Origin of the sequence: Cerasicoccus frondis, from assembly GCA_031296915.1 — a bacterium.
Taxonomy (GTDB): domain Bacteria; phylum Verrucomicrobiota; class Verrucomicrobiia; order Opitutales; family Cerasicoccaceae; genus Cerasicoccus; species Cerasicoccus frondis.
Genome location: JAVDPC010000001.1, coordinates 121,421 through 147,566 on the forward strand (window position 1 = coordinate 121,421; position 26,146 = coordinate 147,566).

A 26,146-nucleotide genomic window follows, 5' to 3' on the forward strand; every position below is an offset into this window, starting at 1 on the left:
ATACGCATAGAGCATTGGGACCCTAACCACTAGATGAAAATCAGCGTTTGCATACCGACTTATGAGCGTCCTGAAATGCTTCTGGAAGCCCTGAATTCTGTGTTCAGCCAGGATAAGCAGGCATTTGAAATCCTAATTGGCGACGACGATTCATTATCCCCAAAGGTGCCTGTTGCTTACTGTTGGAGCCCTTGAAACGTATCAAATCGATTGCGCATGTTACTTGGACGAAATTGATCGCTATATTCTCGTCAGTTAGTGCGAAAAACCATTGCGCGTCGCTTAGGGGCATTGCAAACTTCGCCGCCAATGGAAACCCAAGTTTGCATCGGCCCGGAAAAGATCGACGCCGCCATCGAGCGCGTTGTCGATGACATTGTGGCCTTCACGCCCTCTCCGAGCGACCTGATCGTAGCCGGCATCGCCAATGGCGGCGTCCCCTTCGGCGAAATAATCGCACGACGTCTGAGCGAGCGCTATGGGGCGCAAATTCCATTTGGGCAGCTAAACATTACCTTTCAGCGAGACGATTTGGCGACTAATCCCATTCCCACGGAAAAATACCGCACCAACATGCCCTTCGAACTCAAGGGCAAAACGGTGCTCCTGGCGGACGATGTCATATTCTCTGGCCGCTCCGTGCGGGCGGCGCTGGCGGAATTATTCGATGTAGGGCGCCCCGACTGCGTGCGCCTGGTCGCTCTGTTTGATCGCGGTGGCCGCAAGTTGCCGATTCAAACTGACAGCACTGGCTTTTGCGAAACCGTCGACGGCTCACAAAGCGTCTCCGTCGAACTCGACCCAATGGATCATTCACGCAATCGCATTACTATTTCCCCCAAACAATGAGCACTGAAGCAGAGTGGAAACGCAAGGACCTCGTGGGAATTGAAGAGCTCAGCCGCGAGGAACTCGAAATTATTTACACCAAGGCCGAAGAATTTAAGGCGACGCTCAACCGCTCCCAAAAGAAGCTGCCTACGCTGCGCGGTTACACAGTCGTCAATCTCTTCATGGAGCCGAGCACCCGCACGCGCTTGGCTTTCGAAGTCGCCGCAACCCGCCTGAGCGCCGATGTGCTCACCGTTTCAGGCAACGCCAGCAGCCTCGTAAAAGGTGAAAGCCTGCGTGACACCGCCAAGAATATCGAAGCGCTCAGCGCCGATATCATCATTATGCGGCACTCCGCCGCTGGTTCGGCGCGCTACCTATCACGCCAGATCGACATCCCGGTCATCAATGCGGGCGACGGCGCTCACGAGCACCCGACACAGGCTCTTCTGGATACCTTTACCTTACGCGAAAAACTGGGCAAAGACCTGACGGGCAAAAAAGTCACGATTTTGGGCGACATCCTCTTCAGCCGCGTGGCGAGGTCCAACATCTGGGCGCTGCGCAAGCTGGGGGTTGAAGTCACGCTGGCGGGCCCTTCCACTCTAGTGCCTCACGATTTCGAACACTTCGGAGTCAAGGTGATCCACGATCTGAAGGAAGCCCTGCACGACGCCGATGCGGTCATGCTTCTGCGCATTCAGCACGAGCGCCAGTCTTCCACCCACTTCCCATCTCTGGGCGAGTACACGAGTATGTTTGGCCTGAATGAAAAGCGAGAAAAATGGCTTAAAGATGACGCCATCATCATGCACCCAGGGCCGATCAATCGCGGTGTCGAGCTAGACTCCAAGCTCGCCGATTCAGGCCGGTCCGTCATCCTCGAACAAGTCACCAACGGCATCGTTGTCCGCATGGCCGTGCTTTACCTTTGCGCCTCCTACGCAGCGAAAAAACGTTCCGCATGAGCATACTTTGGATCAAAAACGGTCGCGTCATCGACCCCGCCAACAACCGCGACGCCCAAGGCGACGTCTACGCCGTGGACGGCAAAATCGTCGACTCGCTGAGCCAGCAACAGAAGGACGACGCCACAGTCTACGACGCCAAAGACTGCGTGGTTTGCCCCGGTTTCGTTGATCTGCATTGCCACCTACGTGAGCCTGGAGACCGGCACAAGGAAACGATTGCCTCCGGCAGCCGCGCGGCGGCCAAGGGTGGCTTCACCACCGTCGTCGCCATGTCGAACACCAAGCCGCCAACGGACACCGTTGGCGCCATTCGTCAGGTAGTGGACCTGATTCACCGGGACGCAGTCATCAACGTGCTGCCCACAGGCTGCCTGACTCAGAATCGCGAAGGTAAGGCGCTTGCGCCAATCGGTTCGTTAAAAAGCGCTGGCGCTGTGGCGATTACCGACGGTGGCCATTGCGTTCAGAACAACGAAATCATGCGGCGCGGCGTGGAGTATGCCGCGATGTTTGGCTTGGTTGTGATGGATCACTGCGAAGACATTACCCAGACCGATGGTTGCGTCATGAACGAAGGCGTCTGGTCGCTCCGACTCGGTTTGCGCGGCATGCCACGGGCAGCCGAAGACATCATGGTCTCGCGCAACGTCGTTTTGGCCGCGCATTATGGCGCGCATATCCATTTGCAGCACATTTCATCAGGCTATTCGGTGGACATTATTCGCCGCGCCAAACAACGCGGATTGAAGATAACCTGCGAGGCGACGCCACATCACTTATCGCTTACCGAAGCAGCGCTCAAAGATTACAGCACCCACTTTAAGGTAGTCCCGCCACTGCGGACCGAAATGGATCGCCAGGCGCTCATCGAGGGGCTGCAGGACGGCACGATCGACTGCATTTCCACGGCGCATGCGCCTCACACCGAGATCGAAAAGGATAAAGAATTCGACTACGCGCCCTTTGGCATGAATGGCCTCGAAACTGCGCTCTCCGTTTGCCTGGATACGCTGGTGCGCTCTCAACTCCTCGACCTGCCAAAGTTGATTGCCCTGATGACCTGCAAGCCTGCCAACATTCTCGGGCTCGACCGTGGCACTTTGAGCGTCGGCGCTCCTGCGGACATCACCATTTTCAACCCGGAGGAGACCTGGGAAGTTTCGCGGCAGAACTTGGCCAGTCTGTCGCATAATTCTCCTTGGCTGGGCCTGACCCTACGCGGCGCAGTCCAAGCGACCTACTCGGAAGGACGCCTGGCATATTCACTTGCCGACTAAGCAGTGGAATCGCTCATCACCCCATACCTTATTTTCCTTTTTTTAGCTGGCATTGCCTGTCTGATCAAAGAGGTGCGGGACCTGGGAACTTACCGGCAGCCTCCCCTGCTCGCTTGGAATATCACGTTCATCAAGTTCCTAGAGCTGCTTGCTCTGGCGATTGCCTTGTATTTCATGAGCAGCCTGATCGCCGCCGAAGCGACCAAAGACTGGGCAAATAACCCAGCACTCGACCCTTGGCGTGTTACAGCCATCGGCTACGCCGCACATGGCTCGATTCTCCTGCTGATGGCGCTCTTGTTTTACCGGCCGCTTCGCGAGTGGAATGAGATCAAGCTAGTCGAAACGCCGCTCACATTAATCGTCAACCAATTGCCTTTTCACCAAGCGCTGCTGCGTGCCGTGATCATGTTTCTGGCCGCGTTCCCAATCATTGGGCTAGCGAGCACCGGTTGGGAGCAAGTGCTGATCTTGCTCAATGAACATGGCTTCAATTTTTCGCTGGAGCGACAGGCGCAAGTTGATTTGTTTACGAGTAGCGAAACTTCATTCGCGACACTGAGCCTCATCGCGCTGGCAGTAATCGTGGCGCCCATCAGTGAAGAGTTACTTTTTCGTGGGTTCATCTATCGCTACCTCAAGGGGCGGATGCCCATGGTGGTCGCCATGGTGGTCAGCGCGGGCATCTTTTCGCTGATCCACTTCAATTGGCTCGCCGCGGCGCCATTATTCCTGCTTGGCATGATCTTGTGTTGGGCATATGAAAAAAACGCAAACATACTGGTGCCCATTTGCCTGCACGCAGTCTTTAATGCGAATACGATTATGATCATCTTTCTCGCCCCAGATCTGGACGCCATTTCCTAACTACGCACGTGACACCATTTACCGAACAACCTGAAGATCAGATCGCCCATTTGGGCGAAGTGCGCCTGATCGAAAAAATCACCGAGTGGATGGAGCCGATCTCGCCTCCCCCCCCCTTCGGCATTGGCGATGATTGCGCGGTGATGGATTCCGGCGACGTTGGCACGATCATTACCACCGTTGACGCGCTGATCTGGAATGAGCATTTCGATGACACCTTCACCCCCGAAGAAGCCGGCGCCAAACTCGTCAAACGCAATTTGAGCGACATTGCCGCCATGGGTGGCGCGCCCGCTGGCGCCGTCATCGCCCTGACGCTGGCTGATAATGTGAGCGTTAGCTGGCTGGAGCGTTTTTACGTCGGCATTCGCGAAACGGCGATTCACAACTATTTCCTGATCGTTGGCGGTGATGTAACCCGCGGCGGCGCCCGTGATTTCTTTGGCTCGCACCTGACCTTGATGGGCAGCGCCACACGTGCAATCCGCCGACAGGGCGGGCAGCAAGCTGGGGATCACATTCTGGTCACTGGCGAGCTGGGCGGCACCAGGCATGGCAAGGAGAAGACTTTTCTGCCGCGGCTTCGTGAAGGGCAATGGTTCGGCGAACAGAATGTCGTCAAGGCCATGATCGACGTGACCGACGGTTTGGCAAAAGATTTGCCAGCACTGTTACCCAATGGGGCCTGCGCCTTGCTCAAACTGGATGAGCTCCCGATTAGCTCGGCGGCAAAAAACTTGGCGGCAGTATCCGGAAAGTCCGCACTGGAGCACGCGCTATGTGATGGTGAGGACTACGAGTTACTCATCATCCTTGACCGTGAAGTCGATCCGGCGCTGATGATTGGTGAGTGGGCGAAGGCTCACGACATTCCTCTGACTTTGATCGGAACTTTGGCCGAAGCCTCCGATGACCAGAACAGGAAGCTGCTGAACGCCGCAACTGGTCAATTGATCGACCTGAGCGCTTTCCAGCACTTCAAGGCTTAGTGCACATTTCATGGCCCGCCATCGGGGGATTAAGCGCACTAATATTCATCGATTTTGAGGTATGCCCGAGACACGACTAGGGAATATTCCTTGTTCTCACGCGTCTTAATTACGATAATGGCCACCTCAGCATAGCTTACGGCATAACGAAACCCTACTCATAGACGTACATGCACTTTTCTACTCAACGCATGAGCCTGCTTGCCGCCATCGGCGCCATCAGCACATTAGCAAATGCAGCAACAACCGCTGTGACCCACCTACAAGTCGAAGTTGTTAACGATACCGGCTTTACGCACCCTCCCTACGTCATGCTCGTTGGCAAGGAGGCCAATGGCGACGCCCTGAACGTCACCGTCGATGGAGGCCAATTGGCCATCGCGCATGCGGACAACGCGACCAACGCGGTAACGCCACTCCCAGTCGACTTCCTGCCAGTCATTCAGGATAGCGGCAGCAATAAAACAATCACCTCTCAGTTTACCGGGGAGAGCCGAACCGTTTACGGATTCGACATCATCTCGATTGGCTCAGGCGGCTTTTATACGTTTTTCAATGATGGTTCAGGCGAATTGCCGTATACCTATATTAACAACGCCAACCCCAGCGACGTCACCAGCAATTTCCGCTTCGATCTGTGTGAGTTTACCTACAATACAGCCATCGTTAGCGGCGCAGACTTAACCAGCATCGACGCCTTCAGTATGCCGATGCAACTGGAGTTAATCGACCCCGACACCAACGAGGTGCTGGGGACGCGCACATATTATAAATCGACTGAATCGATTCTTCAGGACTTCGCCACTTACGGCGCTGAGAACGCGCTCTTTAAACTGGGCAACGATAACTTGCCGGAGCCCGGCTGGGCCTCCACGGATGGCATGTCTGAGTTTGTGCGAGCCTTGGGCCCCAATCAGGTGGCGAGCAAAGCTGGCGCTCCCGCCCCCTACCCGAGCTTTCTCAGCTACTTGAAAGAGCTTTCGGACAGCAGCTACACCTTCACCGTCAGCAGCAACGCCAATGGCAGCAACTACTTCTATCCGTGTAAAATTCAGTCAGATGGCAACGGTGGCTATCAAGCAATATTAGGCGATACGGACAATCCTGGCATCACCTATCCCGCGCCTTCAGTCGTGTCTGGCACACATGATGGGGCGCCTTTCTCGTTTTCTATTCCATCGAACGCCAAGGTCACGGTCAATTTTCCTAACATCCTGCAAGCCCAAGGTACGGCCTCGGTGAGCGGAGGCGTGATTCAGTCAGTCGACATCACTAATAACGGCGCAGGCTATGACACTTCTTCGCCGCCTACCGTGAGTTTCCAGTATCCTCGCGGCAGTGGCGCCATTGCGGTCGCCGATGTAACGAGCGGCAGCATTTCTAATGTGTACCTCATCAATGGCGGTGAAGGTTACACCAAGTCAGAAAACCTGACCATTGAGTTCGTTCAATCCGGCGTAGCCGCCAAAGACCAGGCAACCGGCACAGCAACCCTCACTGAAGATGGAGGTGCGATCCAAAGCATCACTGCAAACAACAATGCCAATGCGACATACAGCATGCCATCGATTTCTCTGCCAGCACCATCGTCCGGCAGCGGGACAACCGCTACAGCAGTCGCTTCTGCAACTGCCGATGGCAGCTTGGGCTATTTTTACATTACCAGTGGAGGCACAGGTTACACCAGCAGCGATTATGGCGCGACCTTTACCATCAGCCCTTCTAGCGGCACAGACGCATCCTGTGAACTGGTGGTGGACGCAACCAGCGGTAAAGTCACTGGCGTTAACGTAATTGATGGCGGCTCAGGTTTTTCCTCTCCGATCATCACTATCGCAGACACTGCTGGCGTATCGGCCGCTACCGCGACTGCAACTGTTAGCAATGGCGCAGTTAGCAGCATCTCCGTCAGTGGCGGTGGAACGGGTTACCCGGACGGGACCACTGTCGAAATTACCCCGCCTGTCTATCAAAGCGGCCCTTCTCAGGGGAAAAACAAGCAAAGTGGTGATTTCTTCATCTACGGCGCGACGCTCAGCAGCGAATCATTTTCCGTTGCAGGCATCAGCAACTCGGACCTGAACAAAGACACCAACATTGTCTACGGCGCAATCGTTCGCGATGTCCTGGCCGCTTTAAATTTCGGGTACCTCAATGGGGTCTGGGACGACACCAGCGTTCGCTGGTACTCCGCAGCGCCCATTGCCTATCCTTTCGGGGGCGCACGGACCAGCACTCCGTCTCCCTCGACCACAACGGGTAAACTGACCTCCAATGATGGGTACTATAATCCGTGGGCGGCCATCATGTATAACAGCAGCGACGCTTATGGATTTGCCTTCAGTGACCGCAGCGGTCCCTCCCCCCTGCTGACCTTGCCCACGGATAAAACATACATCATGCGCATCACGATTCTGCCGGATGAGCGCCTCGACTCACCCAAACCATGGGTGACCTCCACCACCGACGACACTATCGCAATCCAATGGAACGCAGTGCCCCACACGACCAACTACACAGTAACGGGCTACAAGGTTTCCGTAAAATACCCGCAAGGCATTGATGACGTGACCCTCGCCAGCACGGCCACGAGTTACACGCTCGGCAAACAGGTGTCCTCTTTTGAAGTCGTCAATGGCGGTTCCGGTTATGATCCCAGCAGCACTCAAATCACTGTCAGTGGTGGAGGCGGCAATGGCGCCCTTGCTGAGCCAGTCATTGTGGACGGCGTAATCGTGGGCGTGAACCTCATCCACGGAGGCAGCAGCTATGAGAGCGAACCCACGGTGCAAATCGCCAGCCGGGTGGGCAATGGAGCAGTCATATCCACCAGCATTACGTCCCCTTTGGTTTCAGACTGGACTTACACCATCGAAGTCTCAGCCCTCGGGAAGCAGACAAGTGACAGCAGCAAAACTGTTTTTACTCCTGCTCAAGCAATCCAAGCCAGCACATTGACCGGAACCTCCAGCACTGAAGCGACGACCAGCAGCACCGTCACCTTTCAACAGAATTTCAGCTGGATTCCCACCGCCATGGCAACTGCCGGGCTAACGGTGTCAGACGCTGGTGAAATCGACTCGATATTCCCAACCAGCGCCGGATTCGGCTATCAAACGGCGCCCACTGTCACTATTTCCGGCGGCGCCAGCGGCGGCACGGCGACGGCGACCGTAAACAGCTATGGCACGCCCAGCAGCGACGCTTACATTTCTGGTTTATCTCTGCCCGTTTTCACGACTCAACTAACAACGATTCCCACCGTTGTCATTAGCGACACGACCGCCGCAGGCTATTCAATCCAGCCGTTGGTCGCCAATGGACAGATCAGCGCTTATGTCTTCGTAACCAATGGCGGTCCATTTAATCCATCAAGCGTGCCTACCGTAAGCTTCAAAGATGGAACGACAACGCTACCAACGACCACCAGCGCCACCTTGTCCGTCGGCAATGGCGTCATCGCCGCAGCGCCCGCGACCTCGCCCGGTTCCGGTTACACTTCAGCCACGGCCCAAATCGGAGGGGTGGACGTCGCAACGCTGCTGCCGGTCATTGAGGGCGGCAAAGTTTTAGGGGTATATACTCAAAGCCCCACGAATCCCGATCCAACTAACTATACCAACGGCACGACGGTGACCATCAGCCAAGGTTCTGGCGGCCAAAGTAACACCAGCGCTAGTGGCACATTGGTAGTGGACTCGGAAAAGAACATTCTCGGCGTTTTAATAACCGACCAGGGGTCCGGCTATCTGGACAACCCGTCTGCCGATTTTGGCGGGAATGGCAAAGTTTACTACAGCGTCAACGGCGGCGCCCTCAACATCCCGATAATAACCGTCCCCGGCAGTGGCTACACAAGCTCGCCAACCCAGAGCGTGACTCAGTCCCTTGGTAGTGGCGCCAGCTACACCGCCAACATTGCCAATGGCAGTGTGATCGGCTACACCAAAGTCAGCGGAGGCAGTGGCTACTCACTGCCGAAAGTTGAAATGCCTACACCTGCTGGCATTAGCGGCATCACCTCTGTTCAAGCAACTGCGGTGCCCGTTGTCGTGGGCGGGGTTCTCGCCGAAGTGCTGCTAACGGATGCTGGAGCAGGTTACACGACGACACAGGACTTGACCATCACTATTCAAAGCCCCTATGGGAACGGCGCGGTGGCTGTGATCGACCCGAATTCGATAACTTCGACCGGGGCGCTTACGGGCGTTACTATGCAAAACACCGGAAGCGGCTACACGGGCCCATTGGTGACCATTTCCCCACCCGATGACTTCTCTTACGTATCTGCAACGGTGACCGACGCTACCGGCAGCGTGGCAGGCACGATGAACTACCAGAACAGTGGCCCCAAGGCTACCAGCTGGACTGACACGGAGCTGACTGGCGTCATCGGCGACAATAATCAATACGCACTGAAGGTCACCTATTCCTCAACCGCAGGTGGAACTTCCCAGACTGCCTTTCAGAACATCCTGTCGATTCCATTAATCACCGAAACCAATGGATATCAGTTTTCCAGCGACTCCACACTGCATGGCAGCAGTGGGCCAGTCTCCGTATCTGGCGGCACGATCACTTCGTCTGAAACTGGCAATGCGACGATCGCCTTTAATCCTGAACCGCTCAAAGCCTTTTATGCGGTGTCGCCGATCTCCGGTGGTGGAGCAGGGAGCACCAGGACTTATCTGGATTGGCTAGGGCTATACCCAGGTCTAACTGAAATCCACCCATCGGCTGACCAAGACTCGGACCACTTCACCAATTTGGAGGAGTATTTCCATGGCTATAATCCCACTGTGGGCAATCCTGGCAGTAATACGGCCTTCGAACTCGTAGGCATTGCGCCCGATCCCAGTATCCTTGGCTACACGGACATGCTGATGCAATACAAGGTCAGCAAGGGAGTCGTAGACGTGGCCGACCAAGTTGTCTGGTCAGTTGATATGGAAAATTGGTATGACCTCGATGTCTATTATGAAGCAGACGTCGATATGGGCAGCTATATCCTGCGCACCGCACGCGTACCTATAAATGACGACGACACACAACTCTTCCTCAAGCTAAACCTGTCCTATTCCGAATAAGCGGTCAGCAGGCATCCCCACCTGCCAACAGCTTTACTCAGCCATATTGCCGGGTAATTTAACACGCGACCGTTTTTAGGTAGCGCTTTGCCACTGGCGTTGCTAGCTCATTGACCATGAATATTGGAGCGATCTTTGATTGGGACGGCGTGGTGATTGATTCCTCATCGGCGCATGAGCGTAGCTGGGAACTCCTGGCGGCAGAAAAAGAATTCTTCCTACCCGAAGATCATTTCAAAAAGGGTTTTGGGCGGAAAAACGAATACATCATCCCCAATTTGCTGAATTGGACACAAGATACGGACGAAATCAAAGCTCTTAGCTTCCGCAAAGAAGAACTCTACCGGGAAATCATTAAAAGGGAAGGCATCGAAGCCCTGCCCGGCGTCCACGCACTGCTCAAATTCCTCAATGAACAGGAAATTCCCTGCGTCGTCGGCACCTCCACGCCCCGCATCAACGTAGAAACCATCATGGACGCGCTCGGCGTGCGTGAGTATTTCGACGGGATTGTCTCCGCAGAAGACGTCACGCACGGCAAGCCAGACCCTGAAGTGTTCCTCCTAGGAGCACAGAAAATCAAACGTGACCCCGCACACTGCCTGGTCTTTGAAGACGCCCACTACGGCATCGAGGCCGGCCTCCGCGGCGGCATGAAAGTCGTCGCTGTCGCGACCACGAACCCAATCGAAGATTTAGGCGCGGCCCACATGCAGGTTTACCGCCTGAATGAGCTTGATTACGAAGCGATGTTGGACCTCGTCAGATAGATTTTTCCGGGAACAAAACAGCCTGTCGCCTCTCTTACCCCTACAATTAACCCGAAAACGGACAGGGGAATTCCATTGACCTCCCCGCCGTATTAACAAATATCGCCCGCTTATGATACTAAAGCACCTACGTCCCCTCGCAGCCGCCACCCTGCTCTCTTTGCCCCTATTCGCAATGGCAGAGGACGCAGCAAGCAATGATAATATGGAAACTCTGGAAAACTTTGGCTGGTTCGTCGCTGAAAGCACGCAGAAGCTGGAACTGAATGACTCCGAGAAGGAAGCATTCCTCACTGGCGTCAAAAATGCGCTCAATAACGAAGGAGGCCCGGAAGACAAGCAAGCCGCCGCCATGCAAGTGCAGCAATACCTGCAAACGCGCTTCAACAGCATTCAAGAAGCTGAAACAAAGAGCTTTTTTGAAGAATTGGCGAAGAACCCGAATGTCAAGCAAAGCCCAAGCGGCCTCTACTACGAAATCATCGAGGAAGGCGACGCCACTAAAGCAGGTGAAGCTGACTCAGTGAAAGTCAACTACAAGGGCAGCTTGATCGATGGCACTGTATTCGATAGCTCTTACAAGCGCGGTCAACCCGCTACGTTCCCGGTTGCTGGCGTTGTGCCTGGCTTCGGCGAAGGTGTTCGCCTCGTGGGTGCAGGCGGCAAAGTGAAGCTCTACATTCCTGGTAACCTAGGCTATGGCCCACGCCCGCCACAAGGCAGCCAGATCCCGCCGAACGGCACTTTGATCTTCGAAGTCGAAATGATCGAAGTTAATCCCGGCTCCTAATCCGAGTATCCGGTTACTTTAAAAGGCGGCTCCAGTGGGGCCGCCTTTTTGTTGTCGTAGCACAGGCGTCTCACCTGACTTACCCCGACTCCAGCTTATTGAAACAACACAGGCGAGACGCCAGTGCTACTTTAGCTTACTCGTCGAAGTAGACCGCAATCGCAGTGACATTGTCCGGGCCTCCGCGATAATTAGCGGTCTCGATGATTTCGTTAACCAGCTCTTTCGGCGAGGCGGATTTCAGAATCTTCTCATGTACTTCGTCCATTTCCATGGTCTTGGTTACACCATCTGAGAAAAGTAACGCGCGTTCACCAGGCGTAATGATGTCCTCATAGGTATCGACCTTGATCGTCGCCAGTTGACCAATGCAACGCGTCAACGTATGCGAGAAATATTCCGGGATATACGCATGCTCGCCGGGCCGTAGACGGTCCAACATATCCTGGGCCATCGTGTGGTCACGTGTTACTTGACGCCAGGAATCCGGGCCAAAGACAACGAGACCGGTATCGCCCACGTGGCCGATGCGAAAACGATCCTGGAGGAACTGTGCAATAGTCAGCGTGGTGCCAATGCCCATATCGGCGCTGATTGTACGGCCCTTTTCAAAAACGCGCGTATTCACCTTCTCAAACAGACGCGCGTAATCAACGGCCTCGCCCGGAGCCAAGTCCGCGAGAAACTCATCGATCACCCTCGTCGCGAGACCAGACGCTACTGAGCCCTCGGGTAAACCGCCCAATCCATCCGCAACTGCAAACAATTGATGCGCCTCTGATACATAATAACTGTCTTCATTTTCACTACGCATGAGACCTTGATCGGTCTGCCCAAACGCACGAATAGAAAAGCTGGATACAGATGTAGACATAGTTAAAACACGGGCAGCAGTGGTCGCACAATGTGTTTAAAATCAATCTTATAGACGATTATCGACCAAATGTAAAGCCGCTGAAGTTTCTAATGTTGAGATTACACATCTTTAATAAGGGTGTTACGAGATTTTTAGCAAATCATCCCGGGTTTCGCGCGAATAACGCACGTATTCACGTTTAGGCAAGGCGCCTAGGAAATATCGGCCATACTCCTTATGCAATATCCGACTATCGAGAATAATTAGCCGCCCACGATCAGTCTTTTTCCGCAAAAGTCGCCCCACCCCTTGGCGAAAGCGCATGATCGCATCGGGTAAGGTCATTTCAGCAAACGGACTGCCCCCACGCTCCCGAATCCACTCTGCGCGCGCTTCCAACACCGGATGCGTCGGCACGTCAAACGGTAGGCGCGTAATGATGACCTGTGACAACGCGTCCCCCGGCGCATCAAAGCCCGTCCAGAAACTCTCCGTTCCGAAAAGAACCGCATTGCCCGCCTCCATGAACCGCTCCTTAATCTCCGCTCGCGAAAGCCCCTGCCCTTGCATCAGCAGTTCCCGGCCAGCTTTGTGAAAATGCCGCCCCAGCGCGTCGCCCATCGCGCGTAAATCCGCGTAGCTCGTGAACAAAACTAGCGTGCCTCCTACAACACGGTCCACACACGCGGCTATGTTTTCCTGCATGAACTTATGATCCAACGAGCCTTCACCTCGACTTGGCGTGGGTGCGTCTTCGGCGATGTAAATCTGAAGTTTGCTCTCAAAGTCAAAGGGCGAACTTTCGACTGAAAAATCCTCGGTATCCGCGCCCGCACGGCGCGCAAAAGGGCTCATGTCACCGCCACTGGCTAGGGTCGCGCTGGTCATCACGACCGAAGTCCCACGATCAAACAACGTCTTCCGTAATGCTTCAGCTACATCAAGCGGCGCCGAACGGATCTGCACGATGCTCTTTTTCCGCCCTGCCAATTCGAGCCAGTAGACATGATGCTCGCTGTGCTTCAGCTCCAGCGCGTGCTGCATACCCGTCAACATTTCGTGTAGACGGCGACGGTGGTCGCCCAGTTCGTCCTTCAAGTTGTCGTCTTTGACGTTCGCACGAAGCATGCCCAGACGATCAACGACTCGTCCCAACGGTCGATGCAGCACCGGCTCCGCCCAATTCGGCTCATGCAAGCGCACAATGTCCCGGCGGCGCAGTAAGCGCGAACGCAGGTCATTGAAAAACCCTTCACTCGCCTCCAAAGCCTCGGTCACAGCGCGTTGCTCTTGAGTAGTCCCCACCTTCGATAGCAAACCCTTGCCCTTTTTGCGGGTAGGATTGTAGAGCAGCTTCAGCGCACGGTCGATGCCGTAGCTGCTAATCCCCAGCCCGTAGTGATCCGTCGCGATACTGGGCACGGTGTGCGCCTCATCGAGCACCAGATAATCCTCAGGATAGAGTACGCCCACACCATCCCCCGGAGCCAGACCTGCAGCAATCAGGCTGAACAGCAAGCTATGGTTCATCACCACGAGCTGCGACTCGCGCCGCGCCTGCTGTGCCTTGCGATAAAAGCAGGTGTCGGGCGTACAATTCTTCTTGTTGCATGAGGAGGAATCGGCGTTCACCCACTCCCAGACTTCAGGGTCCGGCGTCGGGGTTAGCTCGTCGCGCAGCCCGGCCTTGGTCACGGTCGACCACTCCGCGATGCGCTGCAGGTCCTCCACCTGCGGTCCGCCAAACAAATCGCTCTTCGTGGCGATGGCCCGCGCCAAGCGATGCCCACACAGGTAATTGCCCCGCCCCACGAGCAGCGTCGCTTTGAAATTCCGGTAGTCCGCCAACTCGGGCGTCTGCTGAAACAGATAACGCACGAGCGGGATGTCGCTGTTCAGCAACTGCTGCTGCAGCGCGATCGTGTGCGTGGACACCAAAAACGGCCGCTTCGCCAGCACTGCGCGCATGATGCCCGGCACGAGGTAGGCCATGGATTTCCCCACGCCCGTCCCCGCTTCGAAAAGCAGTGAGCGGTTGCTGATAAAGTTCCGAATGACCGCCTGCGCCATGGCCTCCTGTTGTGGACGATGCTCCAGATCGAGATTCTCAGCAAGCCAACCATCGGGCGCAAACACATGGTCGCAGGCCTTGACCAGCGCCCCCGCGTATTCAGCAGCGCTGGGCGCCTCCGCATTTTCCCGAAAGGATATCATTCAGCAAGGCAGTCTCAGGCATCCCCGCCCCAAGGCCAAGGAAAACCTCTCCAATGAGCAAAAATCCAATTTCCAGCCAAACGCTGTTTAACCACGAAGTGCACGAAGGACCCGAAGCCCCTACAGGACGAAAAATAGTTTCCCACAGTGGCGCAAAGATGCGGTGTTTTTTAATTCTTCCTCTGCTTCTCCACGTCTCTGTGGTAGAAAACCAATATCCAACTTCGTGTCCTTCGTGCTCTTCGTGGTTAAATAATTCGCCTGCCCCTACGCCAACAGCGAATCAATCAACCGTCCGCCGCTGAGCCAACGCGCCTGCTTGGAGTCCTCCAGCGTGCATTGTTCGGCTCGGTAGGTTTCGTAAAACTCCATGCGCGGGCCGGGCTCAGCGTAGCGGGTGCAAGCACAGTCGCTGAAATCGAGTTCATGCCCCGTCCGGTCCGCTATCAGCTCACTGAGGCGCGCCTGATAAGCAGCGTCAACCGACAGGCGATCCACGTTGATCACAAGATCCGCATGCGTCATCGCCGCGCCATAAGACAGCAGGTAAACCAGAATAAAGGACTCACGCAACAGCTCGATATTATCTGAGCAAATAGAACGCATTTGCGCATATGCTTCCGTAAAAGTGTCGTGCGCTCCCTTAATTTTTAGCTTCGGCAAATTATGCTTCATTGCCAGGGCTTCAAGAGCGGGAACTTCGCGGCAAAGCGTCGCCAGCATCACGTATTGCAGGGCGAAAAACGAGGTGTCTTCATCGCGCAGCTTTAAGTAATTCGACCAAAAGAGGTCAAACGGATCACGCATCAGCATAATGTGGACCCCGCTCATTTCACGCAAAAGCGGCAATCGACCCAGTGAACGCACAAAGCCCAGCACTGCCGCTTTATCCCTGTCCGCAGCGTAATCGATCAGGCTCTGAATGTAGCGCAATTGCCCGTGGTCTTTATGATCAAACCAGAAGTTGAGCGCGTAGCGGATGTCATAAAACTGAATGCCCACGCCGCCAATCTTGGACCGCGCATCCACGAGCCCTCGATAAGCGCTCAGCCCTACGCCATCATCTTCGCTTGCAGCGCAGATCGATTCGTCGACAATAGACAGTTGATAATTAAAGGGTTCGGCGAATACCATCGTCTCATCCAAACCCGAGAATTTACCCAGAAAATATGTGTTCGCCGTCCGCCACAGACTATGGACAAACACCGAATTTCCGTGTTTTTTGAGTAACTTCATCAATTAATTTACAGCCAGCTATAACAGTGTCCAACCAACTAGAAAAGCATGGATTTTGTCGCGTCGCCACCGTCTCGCCCGAGCTGCGCGTGGCCGACGTCACCTTTAACCGCGACGCCATCATCGCCGAATGGCGTCAGCTGGCCGACTCCGGCGTGCGCCTCGCCGTGTTCCCCGAGCTCTGCCTCACGGGCTACACCTGCGCCGATCTGTTCTACGACTCCGCCCTCCGCGCCGCCGCGCTCAAGGCCCTGAGCCACCTCCGCGCCGAAAGCGTCAAGCTGCCCACTGCCATCGTCGTCGGCCTGCCCATCGCCAGCCAGAACCGCCTCTACAACGTGGCGGCCGTCATTGCCGGCGGGGAAATACTCGGCCTCGTGCCCAAGACCCATTTGCCGAACTACGGCGAGTTCTACGAGCAACGCTGGTTTGCCGCGGCCACCGAGACGCTGGCCGACATCGTGGAAATCGAGGGCGACGACGTGCCCTTCGGCGTAGACCTGCTCTTCGACCTAGGCGGCGAAACGCCATGCGTGGTCGGCGTCGAAATTTGCGAAGACCTGTGGAGCGTTCAGCCGCCCAGCAGCAAGCTCGCCCTCGCGGGCGCCAACGTGATCGTCAACCCTTCGGCGAGCAATGAGCTACTCGGCAAGGCCGACTACCGCCGCAGCCTCGTGGCGCAGCAATCCGCGCGCACCTACAGCGCCTACCTTTATTCGAGCGCCGGCCCCGGCGAGTCGAGCACCGACGTCGTTTACAGCGGCCATTGCCTCATTGCCGAAGGCGGCCACCTGCTCGGCGAAACCGAGCGCTTTAACTTTGCAACGCAAAGTTTGGTCGCCGACATCGACCTCGACCACCTCAACCAGGACCGCCTGCGCAACAGCAGCTTCACCGAGAGCCTCGTCGGCAGTGAATACCGCGTGATCCGCGCCGCGCCGTTTGACGGCGACAGCCCCCTGCCCCTCCAGCGCCGCGTGAAACGCCACCCCTTCGTGCCCAGCGACCTCGCGCGCCGCGCCGACCGCTGCCAGGAAATCTTCGCCATCCAGTCCACCGGCCTCGCCAAGCGCCTCCGCCACACCGGCGCGAAAAAGCTCGTGGTCGGCATCTCCGGCGGGCTCGACTCGACGCTCGCGCTCCTCGTGGCCGTCGACGCCTTTGACAAGCTCGGCCTCGACCGCAGCGGCATTGTCTCGATCACCATGCCGGGCTTTGGCACCACCACGCGCACCAAGAACAACGCCACCCAGCTGATCGAAGTCCTCGGCGCCGAGCTGCGCACCATTTCCATCGACGCCGCCTGCCGCCAACACTTTGCCGACATCGGCCACGACGAGTCCGAGCACAACGTCGTTTACGAAAACACCCAGGCCCGCGAGCGCACGCAAATCCTGATGGACGTGGCGAACCAGGTCGGCGGCTTCGTCCTCGGCACAGGCGATCTCTCCGAGGCCGCGCTCGGTTGGTGCACCTACGCCGGCGACCACATTTCGATGTATCACGTGAACATCGGCGTGCCCAAGACCCTCGTCCGCTACATCGTCGACTGGTGCGCAGACCAGCGCTACGCAGACGTCGCCAAGGACCTGCTCCACGACATCGCCGACACACCGATCACGCCCGAGCTCCTGCCGCTCGACGACGAAGGCCAGCTCGCCCAAAAGACTGAGGAAAGCGTCGGCCCCTACGAGCTCCACGACTTCTTCCTGTATTACATCACGCGCTTCGGCTACCGCCCGAGCAAGGTGCTCTTCCTGGCCACGCACGCCTTCGACGGCGCCTATGACTTAGCCACGATTAAGCACTGGCTGCGGACCTTCTACTGGCGCTTCTTCTCGCAACAATTCAAGCGTAGCTGCGTCCCCGACGGCCCCAAGGTCGGCACCGTCTCCCTCTCCCCCCGCGGCGACTGGCGCATGCCCAGCGACGCCGTCAGCAAGCTCTGGCTGGAAGAAGTGGAAGCTTGGGAAGCGTGATTGGGACCCTTGAATTTACTGCGCACCAAATACACCCATCGATATATCTCCGGCTGGTTGTGCAAGCGTAATAGCTCCCGCTACTTCGAGATCACTGGCGGTGAGTTTGCCGCTCACATCCATGTTACCAGTATCTCCATCAAGCACCAGTAAATCGGTTCCATTGGCCCTAAACTTGTATTCTCCAAGATTAGTCGGATTATCGCCTGTTATATCAAAATAGATGTTATTAAATACGCTGTTATCACCTCCTAATCTCAACTTCTGATATGAGACTGAACCTCTGATAGTAAACTCTGCAGCTTTCATTTCGATCACCCCAGTTTTTCCCCCAGCACTACCGTGAATGAGTATTGAACGATCAATGTTCTCACCAGAATACCCCACATTAACATTTCCTGCAACTTGAAGCGCTGAAACTGGATCTGTAACGCCGATACCGATTTGTCCGTTGGCCAAATCCCCGTAAATCGTATTTCCAATGTTTAGCTGATCGCTACCTTCAGAATCGGGCATAATCGTATTCTCACCAATAGCAATATTTCGGCTGCCCGTCGTAAGATTAGACGCAGAAAAAGGGCCAATAAAAGTATTATGACCTCCTGTATAGAGGGTAGCACCAGAGTGATTCCCCATAAATGCATTGTAATTTCCGCTAGTAAAATTAACCCCAGCATTACTTCCAACTGCAGTGTTCTGCAATCCATCATTAATATGCCATAGCGCGCGATATCCCAAAGCTGCACTCGCATTCAGAGCTCCAGGAGTCAATGGGCTACCGGCAGGATCGGGATTCGTGCCCGTACCACTCATGGCCATTGCATCTTTACCTAATGCTACAAGGAAATCACTTGGGCCTACGTAGTTTGATAGCGCCACATGCCCAATGGCCACAGAAAAGTCGCCCTCATAGAAACGCAGCGTACGATCGCCAATCGCCACGCTGTCTGATCCGATGTCCGCATCTTTCATTGAGTCAACGCCAATGGCAACATTCCCACCACCAGATGTCCTCACAGATTGACTGTTTAAACCAATTGCGACGTCACTTGAATTTGTTCCAAAATTAGAACCAGCATTGCTGCCCAATGAAACATTACCAGTTCCAGTGACTACCGATGCATTGCCCGCGTTATGGCCAAAGGCCAAATTGGTGCCAGTAATCTGAATAATTGGATTACCGCTTCCAACTTCGATTGAGGCATTGCCTGTGGCTGAGGAGTCCTGAAATACAAATTTATTATCAGGGCCATCAATAATGACTTCGCTTGCGGTAATAATTCCCGTCTCTGGGTCTATGATTACAGAAGGATTTCCAGAAGAATCCTGAAACGAGATTGGCGTGCGGTAAACCCGTCCATTGTTGATAATCCCATCTGCAACATCCGTCCGAGGAGAATATGTCTCTCCATTATCGATAATGATCTCGCCAGTAGTGCCACCAAGAGCGCCATCAGAATTTTCAATGTATTCGGTGATGTAGGTTGGGCTCGAGAAACTATAGCTTCGGCCTCCTTGTAACCAAACAACAATACCAGCTGCATACGTTGTTTCCTGAAAATCGGCGACCAAGTAATCGGTAGCAGTGTTGGTGCTCTTAGTTTTGATAAACATCTCAGCAAAGCGCGGCCCATGTCCCCAACCGTGTGGTTGGAAACGAAATTGCGCTATCAATCTAAATTCCGGTGAGTTAGAAGCAGCGCCAGTTTGTGAAATGATTAATTCCTGAATGGGCCGATTATTCGGACTTCCTCCGTTGCCAGACATTTCAAAGTAGACCGGATAATACGTGCTGGAGCTGCCACTTAGCGAAAAAGCCTCCTTCTGATGCTCAACACCAAGATCCGCAACCGCCGGACCTTCAAAAGTTATCGAAGTGCCTTTGATAATAGTCGCTTCCGTATCGTTTCCAATAGTGGTGTCAGCATGAGTATTCAGCGTGAAAAAGGCAACTACTCCAATAAATAGTTCCTTACGTAAAATCGTTGAGATGGCTTTCATGATTAATAACAAATTAATATTTTATACGTTTTCAATACAATAACATTCTTAGCCTATATCAACGTAAAAACTCGATATATAACTAGCTATCCTTACATTCGCACTCGCCACCGCATCGAATAGTGGGATGCCCGATCTCTACCTCTCCGAGTCCTACCTGCAATTTATTCGACAACGGGATCTTCGTTGGCGCGGCGGACCTGTTTCTTGCCTGCTACTTGCTCGATAGCTACTTTGGCTGGGCCTGGCGCCACGCGCAGCCACGAAGCGCTGGGAGCGCCGCATGGTCGGATGCGCAGCGTAAGCTGATGTGCGACCAAGGAAACGTATGTATAAGAGCTGGGAGGCCGCGCGTCAGGAAAACAAGCCCAATATCCTCGTCCAGGCCGATGAGGACGTCCCGCTCAAGCACGTAACGTTCGTGATGGACGAATCGCGCAAAGTCGAGCTGGGCAAAGTCCGCTTGCAGGCACGCTAAGGCTAAGGCTGTCCAATCAATAACGGACAGCCTTGTGGCCCATACCCAACCGGTTGTTGGGTTAACTTACGTCCGGATGTCGCAGTGACATCCCCTGCTATGTTGCATGCTACGTCCATGGACGTAGCCGTCATACGTCGGTGGGCGTAGCATAGTTACGTCCCGGGACGTAGACCCCTTACGTCCACGGACGTAATGACCGACAACCGGGCGTAGGTTATTGCAACACAGTTAGTTGTGCCAAACCAACCACCGACTGACTTTGAGCACACCTCCCTGCTCTGGTGTGAGATGGACCACCGGCGATCCGTCGCATGGATTTACTCGTGGGCACTAAAAACAGCCGAATATTTTCGTTGCGCGCAAAAACGGCTCATTATTTAGCTTGAAAAATAAATTTAAGCTGCTTTTTTACTCCTTAGTTGCATTTACCATGGCCTCTAACGAAACCACCCTCGATTTCTCCGTCGTCCGCGATATGCGCAAGCGCGCCGGCATGACGCTGGAGGACGTTTCCAAGCTCTGCGGCATCACCATTGCCGGTCTGTCCAAGCTAGAGCGTAACCAGAACATGATCGAGCTGGACACCCTGTACCGCCTCGCGCGGGTGTTTGGCCTCTCCGCGACAGACCTGCTCAACCTCGCCGAATCCTGCTCCGCCACGAAGAAGGATCAGGAGAGCTACATTTCCGGCCCCTTCGACTTCGACCGCGTCGACTTCAAGGGTATCCAGTGCTACCACGCCACCGCCAAGGCCGGCGCACAGCTTTCCAAGCCCGAGGCCCACGGCGACGACTTTGAAATCTGCTGGCTCAAGTCCGGCAAGTTGCAGATCAACCTCCCCCGCGAGAAGCACCTCCTTGAGCCCGGCCAAGCGCTCAAATTCGACGCCGCTCTGGAGCACACCTACGAGATCCTCGACGACAGCGAAATCACCATCATCCACCTCAACAAATCCCACCGCTTTTAAGAATAGCCGCGAAGAAGCACAAAACACACAAAACTTTCCACCTTCAATTTTGAGTTTTTTGCGCCTTTTCGCGGCCATCACCTCCCCACCTCAACACTTCAAAACCTCCACACCTTACCGACAATGATCGACCTAAACTCCGCTCCCGAACTGAAGTCCCTCGAGCCGCAGCTCAACCAATTCTTCGACTTGGCCAAGACCAAGATCGCCGCCATCGACGCCGAATACGACGACGCCAAAGGCTCGCCCGTTTTCACCGTTGAGGGCAAATACACCACCCGCGGCTGGACCGAGTGGACCGAAGGTTTCCGCTACGGCATTTCCGTGCTCCACTTTGACGCCACCGGCGACGAAGAAAGCCTCAAGTCTGGCCGCGACCGCACCGTCGCCAAGATGGCCAACCACGTGAGCCACATCGGCGTTCACGACCACGGCTTTAACAACCTCTCGACCTACGGCAACCTGCGCCGCCTCATGCTCGAAGGCCGCATCCCGGAGAACGAGTGGGAAAAGAATTTTTATGAGCTCGCGATCAAGGTCTCCGGCGCCGTCCAGGCTGCCCGCTGGACCGAGCGCCAAGGCGGCGGCTTCATTCACTCTTTCAACGGACCGCACTCGCTGTTTGTCGATACGATCCGCAGCTGCCGCATTTTAATGGTGGCGCACCGCCTTGGCCACGTCCTCATGGGCGAAGGCGACAAGGCGATTTCCCTCCTCGACCGCGCGCTGCAGCACATCGACTCCACCGCGAAGTATTCGGTGTTCTACGGTGAAGGCCGCGACAGCTACGACGAGCGCGGACGCACCACGCACGAAGCCGTGTTCAACACCAAGGATGGCGCCTACCGCTGCCCGAACAGCCAGCAGGGCTACACCGGGTTCTCCACCTGGACCCGTGGTCAGGCCTGGGCCATCGTCGGCTTCGCCGAAGAGCTGGAGCTGCTGGCCGAACTTTCCGATGCAGAGCTGGAGCCCTTCGGCGGCCGCGCGCAGATCGAAGCCATGATGCTCAAGGGCGCCACCGCCACGGCCGACCACTGCATCGAAAATTCACCCGTCTGCGGCATCCCTTACTGGGACACCGGCGCGCCAAAGCTCCACCTGCTCGGCGACTACATGGACCGCCCAGCCGATCCTTACAACGCCTACGAGCCCGTCGACAGCTCCGCCGCCGCAATCAGCGCGCAAGGCATGTTCCGCCTCGGCAAATACTTCGAAGCCAAGGGCGACACCGCCGCTGCCGAGAAATACACGAAGGCCGGCATCAAGATGGCGTCCAGCCTCTTCAGCGAGCCGTATCTCTCCACCGACCCGAAGCACCACGGCCTCCTGCTGCACTCCATTTACCACGAGCCCAACGGTTGGGACCACAAGCCCGAAGCCGGCAAGGCGGCCTACGGCGAGTCCTCCATGTGGGGCGACTACCACGCGATGGAGCTGGCGGTTTACCTGCAGCGCCTCATCAACGACAAGCCGTATTACACGTTCTTCGCTTAAGAAAGTGTAGACGTGCTGAGGTGTTGGGGTGTGGAAGTTGATTCCACTATTAACTTCAACACCTCCACACCTCCCAACTTCAACACCGCAGTCATGCTTAAAACCGGCCTCACCTCCATCACCTTCCGCCCGCTACCCGTCGATGAAATCATTGCACTCGTCAAGGAGTGCGGCATCGACGGCATTGAGTGGGGGGGCGACGTCCACGCCAAGCCCGGCGAACTTTGCGTTGCAAAGGAAATCAAGGCTAAGTGCGATGCCGCTGGCATCGACTGCCCGTCCTTCGGCTCGTATTACCGCTGCGACATCGAGGCCGGGTTGTTCGATGACGACCTTGCCACCGCGCAAGCCCTGGGGGCCACGGTGGTCCGCGTTTGGGCTGGCCGCAAGGGGTCCGATGTCGCCGATGACGCCTACCGCGCCGAGGTCATTGAGTCCCTGCGCAAGGCGGTGGATATGGCCACGGTTGCGGGTGTCACCGTTGCACTGGAATACCATGGCAACACGCTAACCGACACGCAGGCGTCCGCGCATCAGCTGCTCAAGGAAGTTGATCGCGACGAGCTAAAGCTCTATTGGCAGCCGCGTTCCGGTGGCACGCTGGAAGACGACCTCGTCCAACTCAAGGCCGCCCTCCCCGTCATGGCGCACGTGCATTGCTTCCACTGGGGGCCCGGCGGCTGGAACGACAAGCGTCCACTGGCCGACGGCATCGCGCCGTGGACCGAATATCTGAAGCTCATCCAACAAGCCGACGGCGACCGCTACGTCATCACAGAATTCGTCGCCGGTGACACGCCTGACCAATACCGCGCCGACGCCAAAGTCCTCAAGCAGCTCATCGCCGACGCTTAACTACCAACTCGCGAACTCGTAACTCACAACTCGCAACTTGCATGGAAAACCTCGACCGACTCGCCATTCACACGATGACCACCAAGCCCTGGGACCTCCCCACAGCTTGCGCCAAATATTCCGCCGTCGGCGTGCCCGGCGTTGGGCTCTGGCGTCAGTGGCTCGAAGGCCGTCCACTGGCCGAATCCAAGAAGATGCTCGACGACCACGGCCTCAAGGCGGTGTCCCTCGTCCGCAGCGGCTTTTACCCGTATCTCAACGAAGCCGAAAAGCAGGCCGCGTTCGATGACAATATCAAGGCGCTCGACGAAGCCGCTGCCGTTGGCGCACCGCAAGTTGTTTTAGTCTGTGGCGCCAAGCCCGAACTTTGCATCACAGAGTCACGCAAGCAAATCACCGATGGCATCGCCTCACTGATCGACCACGCTAGCAAGGTCGGCGTAAAGCTTTCCATCGAGCCCCTGCACCCGATGTATGCCGACTGCCGCAGCGCCGTGAACACCATCGGCCAGTGCAACGACATGATCGACCAACTAGGCGACGAGTGGGTCGGCATCGCCGCCGACGTTTACCACATCTGGTGGGACCCGCAGCTGGAGCAGGAAATCAAGCGCGCGGGCAAGCGTATCATCGGTTTCCATGTTTGCGATTGGATGACCCCCACCGCCGACATGCTCAACGACCGCGGCCTCATGGGCGAAGGCTGCATCGACAACCGCGGCATCCGCGAACTCGTCGACGCGACTGGCTTCGACGGCCCGATCGAAGTCGAAGTTTTCTCCACTCGCCACTGGGCAACTGACCAGGACGAGTATCTCGAAAAAATCATCACCGCTTACAAAACCCACGTCTAAACCTTCCAACTTCCCAACCTCCAAACCTTCCAACTTATTATGAAAACTCACCACATCGGCATCATCATGAACGGCGTCACGGGACGCATGGGCACCAATCAGCATCTGCTTCGTTCCATCGACGCGATCATCAAGCAAGGCGGCGTTAAGGTCTCCCCGACCGAAGTCATCATGCCCGATCCGATCCTCGTCGGCCGTAACGAAACCAAGCTCAAGGCGCTCATCGAGAAGACCTCGGTCACCAAGTACACGACCGACTTGGACAGCGTAATGAACGATCCGGCTTACCCGATTTACTTCGATGCACAAAGCACGCTGCGCCGCTTCGACGCCGTCAAGCAAGCCGCTGCCGCAGGCAAGCACGTTTACTGCGAAAAGCCGACCGCCATCACCACCGAGGACGCGCACAAGCTTTACGAAATTTGCCGCGACGCTGGCGTAAAGAATGGCGTGGTTCAAGACAAGCTCTGGCTGCCCGGCCTCGTGAAGGCCAAGCGCCTCATGGAAAACGGATTCTTCGGCGACATCATGTCTGTCCGTGGCGAGTTCGGTTACTGGGTCTTTGAAGGCCACACGGTGCCGCCGCAGCGCCCCTCCTGGAACTACCGCAAAGAAGACGGCGGCGGCATGATCATCGACATGCTCTGCCACTGGCGCTACGTGATCGACAACCTCTTTGGCCCGGTCAAGGCCGTGTCCTGCCTCGCCGCAACCCACATTCCCGAGCGTATCGACGAAGAAGGCAAGCCCTACAAGTGCACCGCTGACGACTCCGCCTACTCGACCTTCGAACTGGAAAACGGCGTCGTCTGCCACTTCAACTCTTCCTGGAATGTCCGCGTCCGCCGCGACGACCTGCTGACCATGCAGATCGACGGCACCAAGGGCAGCGCCATCGTCGGCCTGCGCGACGTGTGGACCCAGCACTATGGCAACACGCCCCGCCCGGTCTGGAATCCCGACATCGAAAACCCGATCAACTTCTTTGACGGCTGGCAGAAGGTTCCAGAACAGGAAACCTACGACAACGCTTTCAAGATTCAGTGGGAAATGTTCCTTCGCCACGTCGTGCTCGACGAGCCGTTCCGCTGGAACCTGCTCGAAGGCGCCAAGGGCGTACAGCTCGCCGAGTACGGCCTCAAGAGCTCGGAAGAGCGCAAGTGGCTGGAGCTGCCGGAACTGAAGGCCTAAATTAGCTTCGCATTTTTCATTGGTCATTAGTCATTTTTCATTTCCAATTGAAGAATGGCTAAGGACCAGAAACTTGCGGATCAAATCGAGGAACGACTAATTGACTTTGCGGTGCGTATTATTCGCCTGACCAAGGCGCTACCAAGAGATGAAGTCGGAATACACATTGCAAAACAATTGATGCGCTCAGGCACTTCTCCAGCGCCAAATTATGCAGAAGCTAGGGGCGCTGAAAGTCGGGCAGATTTCATTCACAAGCTGGGCATCGTTCAAAAAGAGCTTAATGAATCCAAGGTGTGGCTTAGAATAATCGAACGAGCTGAACTACTTTCCGCAGATCGACTACAACCAATAACTACCGAAGCGCACGAGCTTTCCCGTATCATCCAAGCCTCGATAAAAACCCTGCGTTCGAAAAATGACAAATGACCAA

Annotated in this window: 22 protein-coding genes; 17 read left to right on the plus strand and 5 right to left on the minus strand. The window is 55.7% G+C overall.

What is annotated here, in order from left to right; genetic code table 11:
• Positions 1-33: 33 nt before the first annotated feature.
• The 9 genes from RBB63_RS23615 to RBB63_RS00575 all read left to right on the plus strand — a co-directional run bounded on the left by RBB63_RS23615 (position 34) and on the right by RBB63_RS00575 (position 11,582).
• Entirely contained in the window at positions 34-195 is a 162-nt protein-coding gene (locus RBB63_RS23615) for a glycosyltransferase (RefSeq protein WP_425503854.1), read from the plus strand.
• 114 nt (positions 196-309) lie between these two features.
• On the plus strand, positions 310-849 hold the full coding sequence (locus RBB63_RS00540) for a bifunctional pyr operon transcriptional regulator/uracil phosphoribosyltransferase PyrR (RefSeq protein ID WP_309380017.1): 540 nt from the start codon (positions 310-312) through the stop codon (positions 847-849).
• Positions 846-1,799, plus strand: a complete 954-nt coding sequence (locus RBB63_RS00545) for an aspartate carbamoyltransferase catalytic subunit (protein WP_309380019.1) — start codon at positions 846-848, stop codon at positions 1,797-1,799. Before RBB63_RS00540 ends, RBB63_RS00545 begins: the two co-directional genes overlap by 4 nt.
• Positions 1,796-3,079: a dihydroorotase gene (locus tag RBB63_RS00550; protein ID WP_309380021.1), complete on the plus strand. Its 1,284-nt coding sequence runs from the start codon at positions 1,796-1,798 to the stop codon at positions 3,077-3,079. Before RBB63_RS00545 ends, RBB63_RS00550 begins: the two co-directional genes overlap by 4 nt.
• A gap of 3 nt (positions 3,080-3,082) precedes the next feature.
• Positions 3,083-3,946, plus strand: coding sequence for a CPBP family intramembrane glutamic endopeptidase (locus tag RBB63_RS00555; protein WP_309380023.1), 864 nt, complete (start codon positions 3,083-3,085; stop codon positions 3,944-3,946).
• 8 nt (positions 3,947-3,954) lie between these two features.
• Positions 3,955-4,935 (plus strand): thiamine-phosphate kinase, encoded by a 981-nt coding sequence (locus RBB63_RS00560; protein WP_309380025.1) that lies wholly within the window; start codon positions 3,955-3,957, stop codon positions 4,933-4,935.
• A 170-nt stretch (positions 4,936-5,105) separates the two neighbouring features.
• Positions 5,106-10,022: a beta-1,3-glucanase family protein gene (locus RBB63_RS00565; RefSeq protein WP_309380027.1), complete on the plus strand. Its 4,917-nt coding sequence runs from the start codon at positions 5,106-5,108 to the stop codon at positions 10,020-10,022.
• A gap of 116 nt (positions 10,023-10,138) precedes the next feature.
• Positions 10,139-10,792, plus strand: coding sequence for an HAD family hydrolase (locus RBB63_RS00570; RefSeq protein ID WP_309380029.1), 654 nt, complete (start codon positions 10,139-10,141; stop codon positions 10,790-10,792).
• 175 nt (positions 10,793-10,967) lie between these two features.
• A complete protein-coding gene (locus RBB63_RS00575) occupies positions 10,968-11,582 on the plus strand; it encodes an FKBP-type peptidyl-prolyl cis-trans isomerase (protein WP_309380030.1) in 615 nt (204 codons plus the stop codon).
• Between the two features lie 136 nt (positions 11,583-11,718).
• Here RBB63_RS00575 and RBB63_RS00580 read toward each other — a convergent pair whose 3' ends face one another.
• From RBB63_RS00580 to RBB63_RS00590, 3 genes are all read right to left on the minus strand, one after another.
• The gene (locus RBB63_RS00580) at positions 11,719-12,456 is read right to left on the minus strand and encodes a PP2C family protein-serine/threonine phosphatase (RefSeq protein ID WP_309380032.1); all 738 of its coding nucleotides are present in this window, start codon (positions 12,454-12,456) and stop codon (positions 11,719-11,721) included.
• 123 nt (positions 12,457-12,579) lie between these two features.
• Positions 12,580-14,652 carry an ATP-dependent DNA helicase gene (locus RBB63_RS00585; protein ID WP_309380034.1) on the minus strand — a complete coding sequence of 691 codons (2,073 nt, stop codon included), beginning with the start codon at positions 14,650-14,652 and terminating at the stop codon, positions 12,580-12,582.
• A gap of 267 nt (positions 14,653-14,919) precedes the next feature.
• A complete protein-coding gene (locus RBB63_RS00590; protein ID WP_309380036.1) occupies positions 14,920-15,888 on the minus strand; it encodes a hypothetical protein in 969 nt (322 codons plus the stop codon).
• A 26-nt stretch (positions 15,889-15,914) separates the two neighbouring features.
• Between RBB63_RS00590 and RBB63_RS00595 the strand changes: the two genes are divergently transcribed.
• Positions 15,915-17,867, plus strand: coding sequence for an NAD(+) synthase (locus RBB63_RS00595; protein ID WP_309380038.1), 1,953 nt, complete (start codon positions 15,915-15,917; stop codon positions 17,865-17,867).
• 15 nt (positions 17,868-17,882) lie between these two features.
• Here RBB63_RS00595 and RBB63_RS00600 read toward each other — a convergent pair whose 3' ends face one another.
• Together RBB63_RS00600 and RBB63_RS00605 are read right to left on the minus strand one after the other, a co-directional pair.
• Positions 17,883-19,868 carry an autotransporter outer membrane beta-barrel domain-containing protein gene (locus RBB63_RS00600; RefSeq protein WP_309380040.1) on the minus strand — a complete coding sequence of 662 codons (1,986 nt, stop codon included), beginning with the start codon at positions 19,866-19,868 and terminating at the stop codon, positions 17,883-17,885.
• Between the two features lie 164 nt (positions 19,869-20,032).
• Entirely contained in the window at positions 20,033-20,188 is a 156-nt protein-coding gene (locus RBB63_RS00605; RefSeq protein WP_309380042.1) for a hypothetical protein, read from the minus strand.
• Between the two features lie 8 nt (positions 20,189-20,196).
• Here RBB63_RS00605 and RBB63_RS00610 point away from each other — a divergent pair, with 8 nt between their 5' ends.
• From RBB63_RS00610 to RBB63_RS00640, 7 genes are all read left to right on the plus strand, one after another.
• On the plus strand, positions 20,197-20,346 hold the full coding sequence (locus RBB63_RS00610; protein ID WP_309380043.1) for a hypothetical protein: 150 nt from the start codon (positions 20,197-20,199) through the stop codon (positions 20,344-20,346).
• 433 nt (positions 20,347-20,779) lie between these two features.
• The gene (locus RBB63_RS00615) at positions 20,780-21,316 is read left to right on the plus strand and encodes a helix-turn-helix domain-containing protein (RefSeq protein WP_309380045.1); all 537 of its coding nucleotides are present in this window, start codon (positions 20,780-20,782) and stop codon (positions 21,314-21,316) included.
• Positions 21,317-21,439: 123 nt separating this feature from the next.
• Complete coding sequence (locus RBB63_RS00620; protein ID WP_309380047.1) at positions 21,440-22,813, plus strand: glycoside hydrolase family 88 protein; 1,374 nt, start codon at positions 21,440-21,442, stop codon at positions 22,811-22,813.
• A gap of 30 nt (positions 22,814-22,843) precedes the next feature.
• The gene (locus tag RBB63_RS00625; RefSeq protein ID WP_309380049.1) at positions 22,844-23,668 is read left to right on the plus strand and encodes a sugar phosphate isomerase/epimerase family protein; all 825 of its coding nucleotides are present in this window, start codon (positions 22,844-22,846) and stop codon (positions 23,666-23,668) included.
• A 41-nt stretch (positions 23,669-23,709) separates the two neighbouring features.
• Complete coding sequence (locus RBB63_RS00630; protein WP_309380051.1) at positions 23,710-24,522, plus strand: sugar phosphate isomerase/epimerase family protein; 813 nt, start codon at positions 23,710-23,712, stop codon at positions 24,520-24,522.
• A gap of 39 nt (positions 24,523-24,561) precedes the next feature.
• Positions 24,562-25,713: a Gfo/Idh/MocA family protein gene (locus tag RBB63_RS00635; protein WP_309380053.1), complete on the plus strand. Its 1,152-nt coding sequence runs from the start codon at positions 24,562-24,564 to the stop codon at positions 25,711-25,713.
• A 54-nt stretch (positions 25,714-25,767) separates the two neighbouring features.
• Entirely contained in the window at positions 25,768-26,142 is a 375-nt protein-coding gene (locus tag RBB63_RS00640) for a four helix bundle protein (protein WP_309380055.1), read from the plus strand.
• Positions 26,143-26,146 lie beyond the last annotated feature (4 nt).

Bases quoted from the DNA above. Each gene is read 5' to 3' on its own strand.
- RBB63_RS00545 (WP_309380019.1), top strand. From the start codon at position 846: ATGAGCACTGAAGCAGAGTGGAAACGCAAGGACCTCGTGGGAATTGAA.
- RBB63_RS00585 (WP_309380034.1), bottom strand. From the start codon at position 14,652: ATGATATCCTTTCGGGAAAATGCGGAGGCGCCCAGCGCTGCTGAATAC.
- RBB63_RS00635 (WP_309380053.1), top strand. From the start codon at position 24,562: ATGAAAACTCACCACATCGGCATCATCATGAACGGCGTCACGGGACGC.
- RBB63_RS23615 (WP_425503854.1), top strand. From the start codon at position 34: ATGAAAATCAGCGTTTGCATACCGACTTATGAGCGTCCTGAAATGCTT.
- RBB63_RS00615 (WP_309380045.1), top strand. From the start codon at position 20,780: ATGGCCTCTAACGAAACCACCCTCGATTTCTCCGTCGTCCGCGATATG.
- RBB63_RS00620 (WP_309380047.1), top strand. From the start codon at position 21,440: ATGATCGACCTAAACTCCGCTCCCGAACTGAAGTCCCTCGAGCCGCAG.
- RBB63_RS00600 (WP_309380040.1), bottom strand. From the start codon at position 19,868: ATGAAAGCCATCTCAACGATTTTACGTAAGGAACTATTTATTGGAGTA.
- RBB63_RS00570 (WP_309380029.1), top strand. From the start codon at position 10,139: ATGAATATTGGAGCGATCTTTGATTGGGACGGCGTGGTGATTGATTCC.
- RBB63_RS00540 (WP_309380017.1), top strand. From the start codon at position 310: ATGGAAACCCAAGTTTGCATCGGCCCGGAAAAGATCGACGCCGCCATC.
- RBB63_RS00630 (WP_309380051.1), top strand. From the start codon at position 23,710: ATGGAAAACCTCGACCGACTCGCCATTCACACGATGACCACCAAGCCC.
- RBB63_RS00580 (WP_309380032.1), bottom strand. From the start codon at position 12,456: ATGTCTACATCTGTATCCAGCTTTTCTATTCGTGCGTTTGGGCAGACC.
- RBB63_RS00565 (WP_309380027.1), top strand. From the start codon at position 5,106: ATGCACTTTTCTACTCAACGCATGAGCCTGCTTGCCGCCATCGGCGCC.
- RBB63_RS00610 (WP_309380043.1), top strand. From the start codon at position 20,197: ATGTATAAGAGCTGGGAGGCCGCGCGTCAGGAAAACAAGCCCAATATC.
- RBB63_RS00575 (WP_309380030.1), top strand. From the start codon at position 10,968: ATGGCAGAGGACGCAGCAAGCAATGATAATATGGAAACTCTGGAAAAC.
- RBB63_RS00640 (WP_309380055.1), top strand. From the start codon at position 25,768: ATGGCTAAGGACCAGAAACTTGCGGATCAAATCGAGGAACGACTAATT.
- RBB63_RS00590 (WP_309380036.1), bottom strand. From the start codon at position 15,888: ATGAAGTTACTCAAAAAACACGGAAATTCGGTGTTTGTCCATAGTCTG.
- RBB63_RS00550 (WP_309380021.1), top strand. From the start codon at position 1,796: ATGAGCATACTTTGGATCAAAAACGGTCGCGTCATCGACCCCGCCAAC.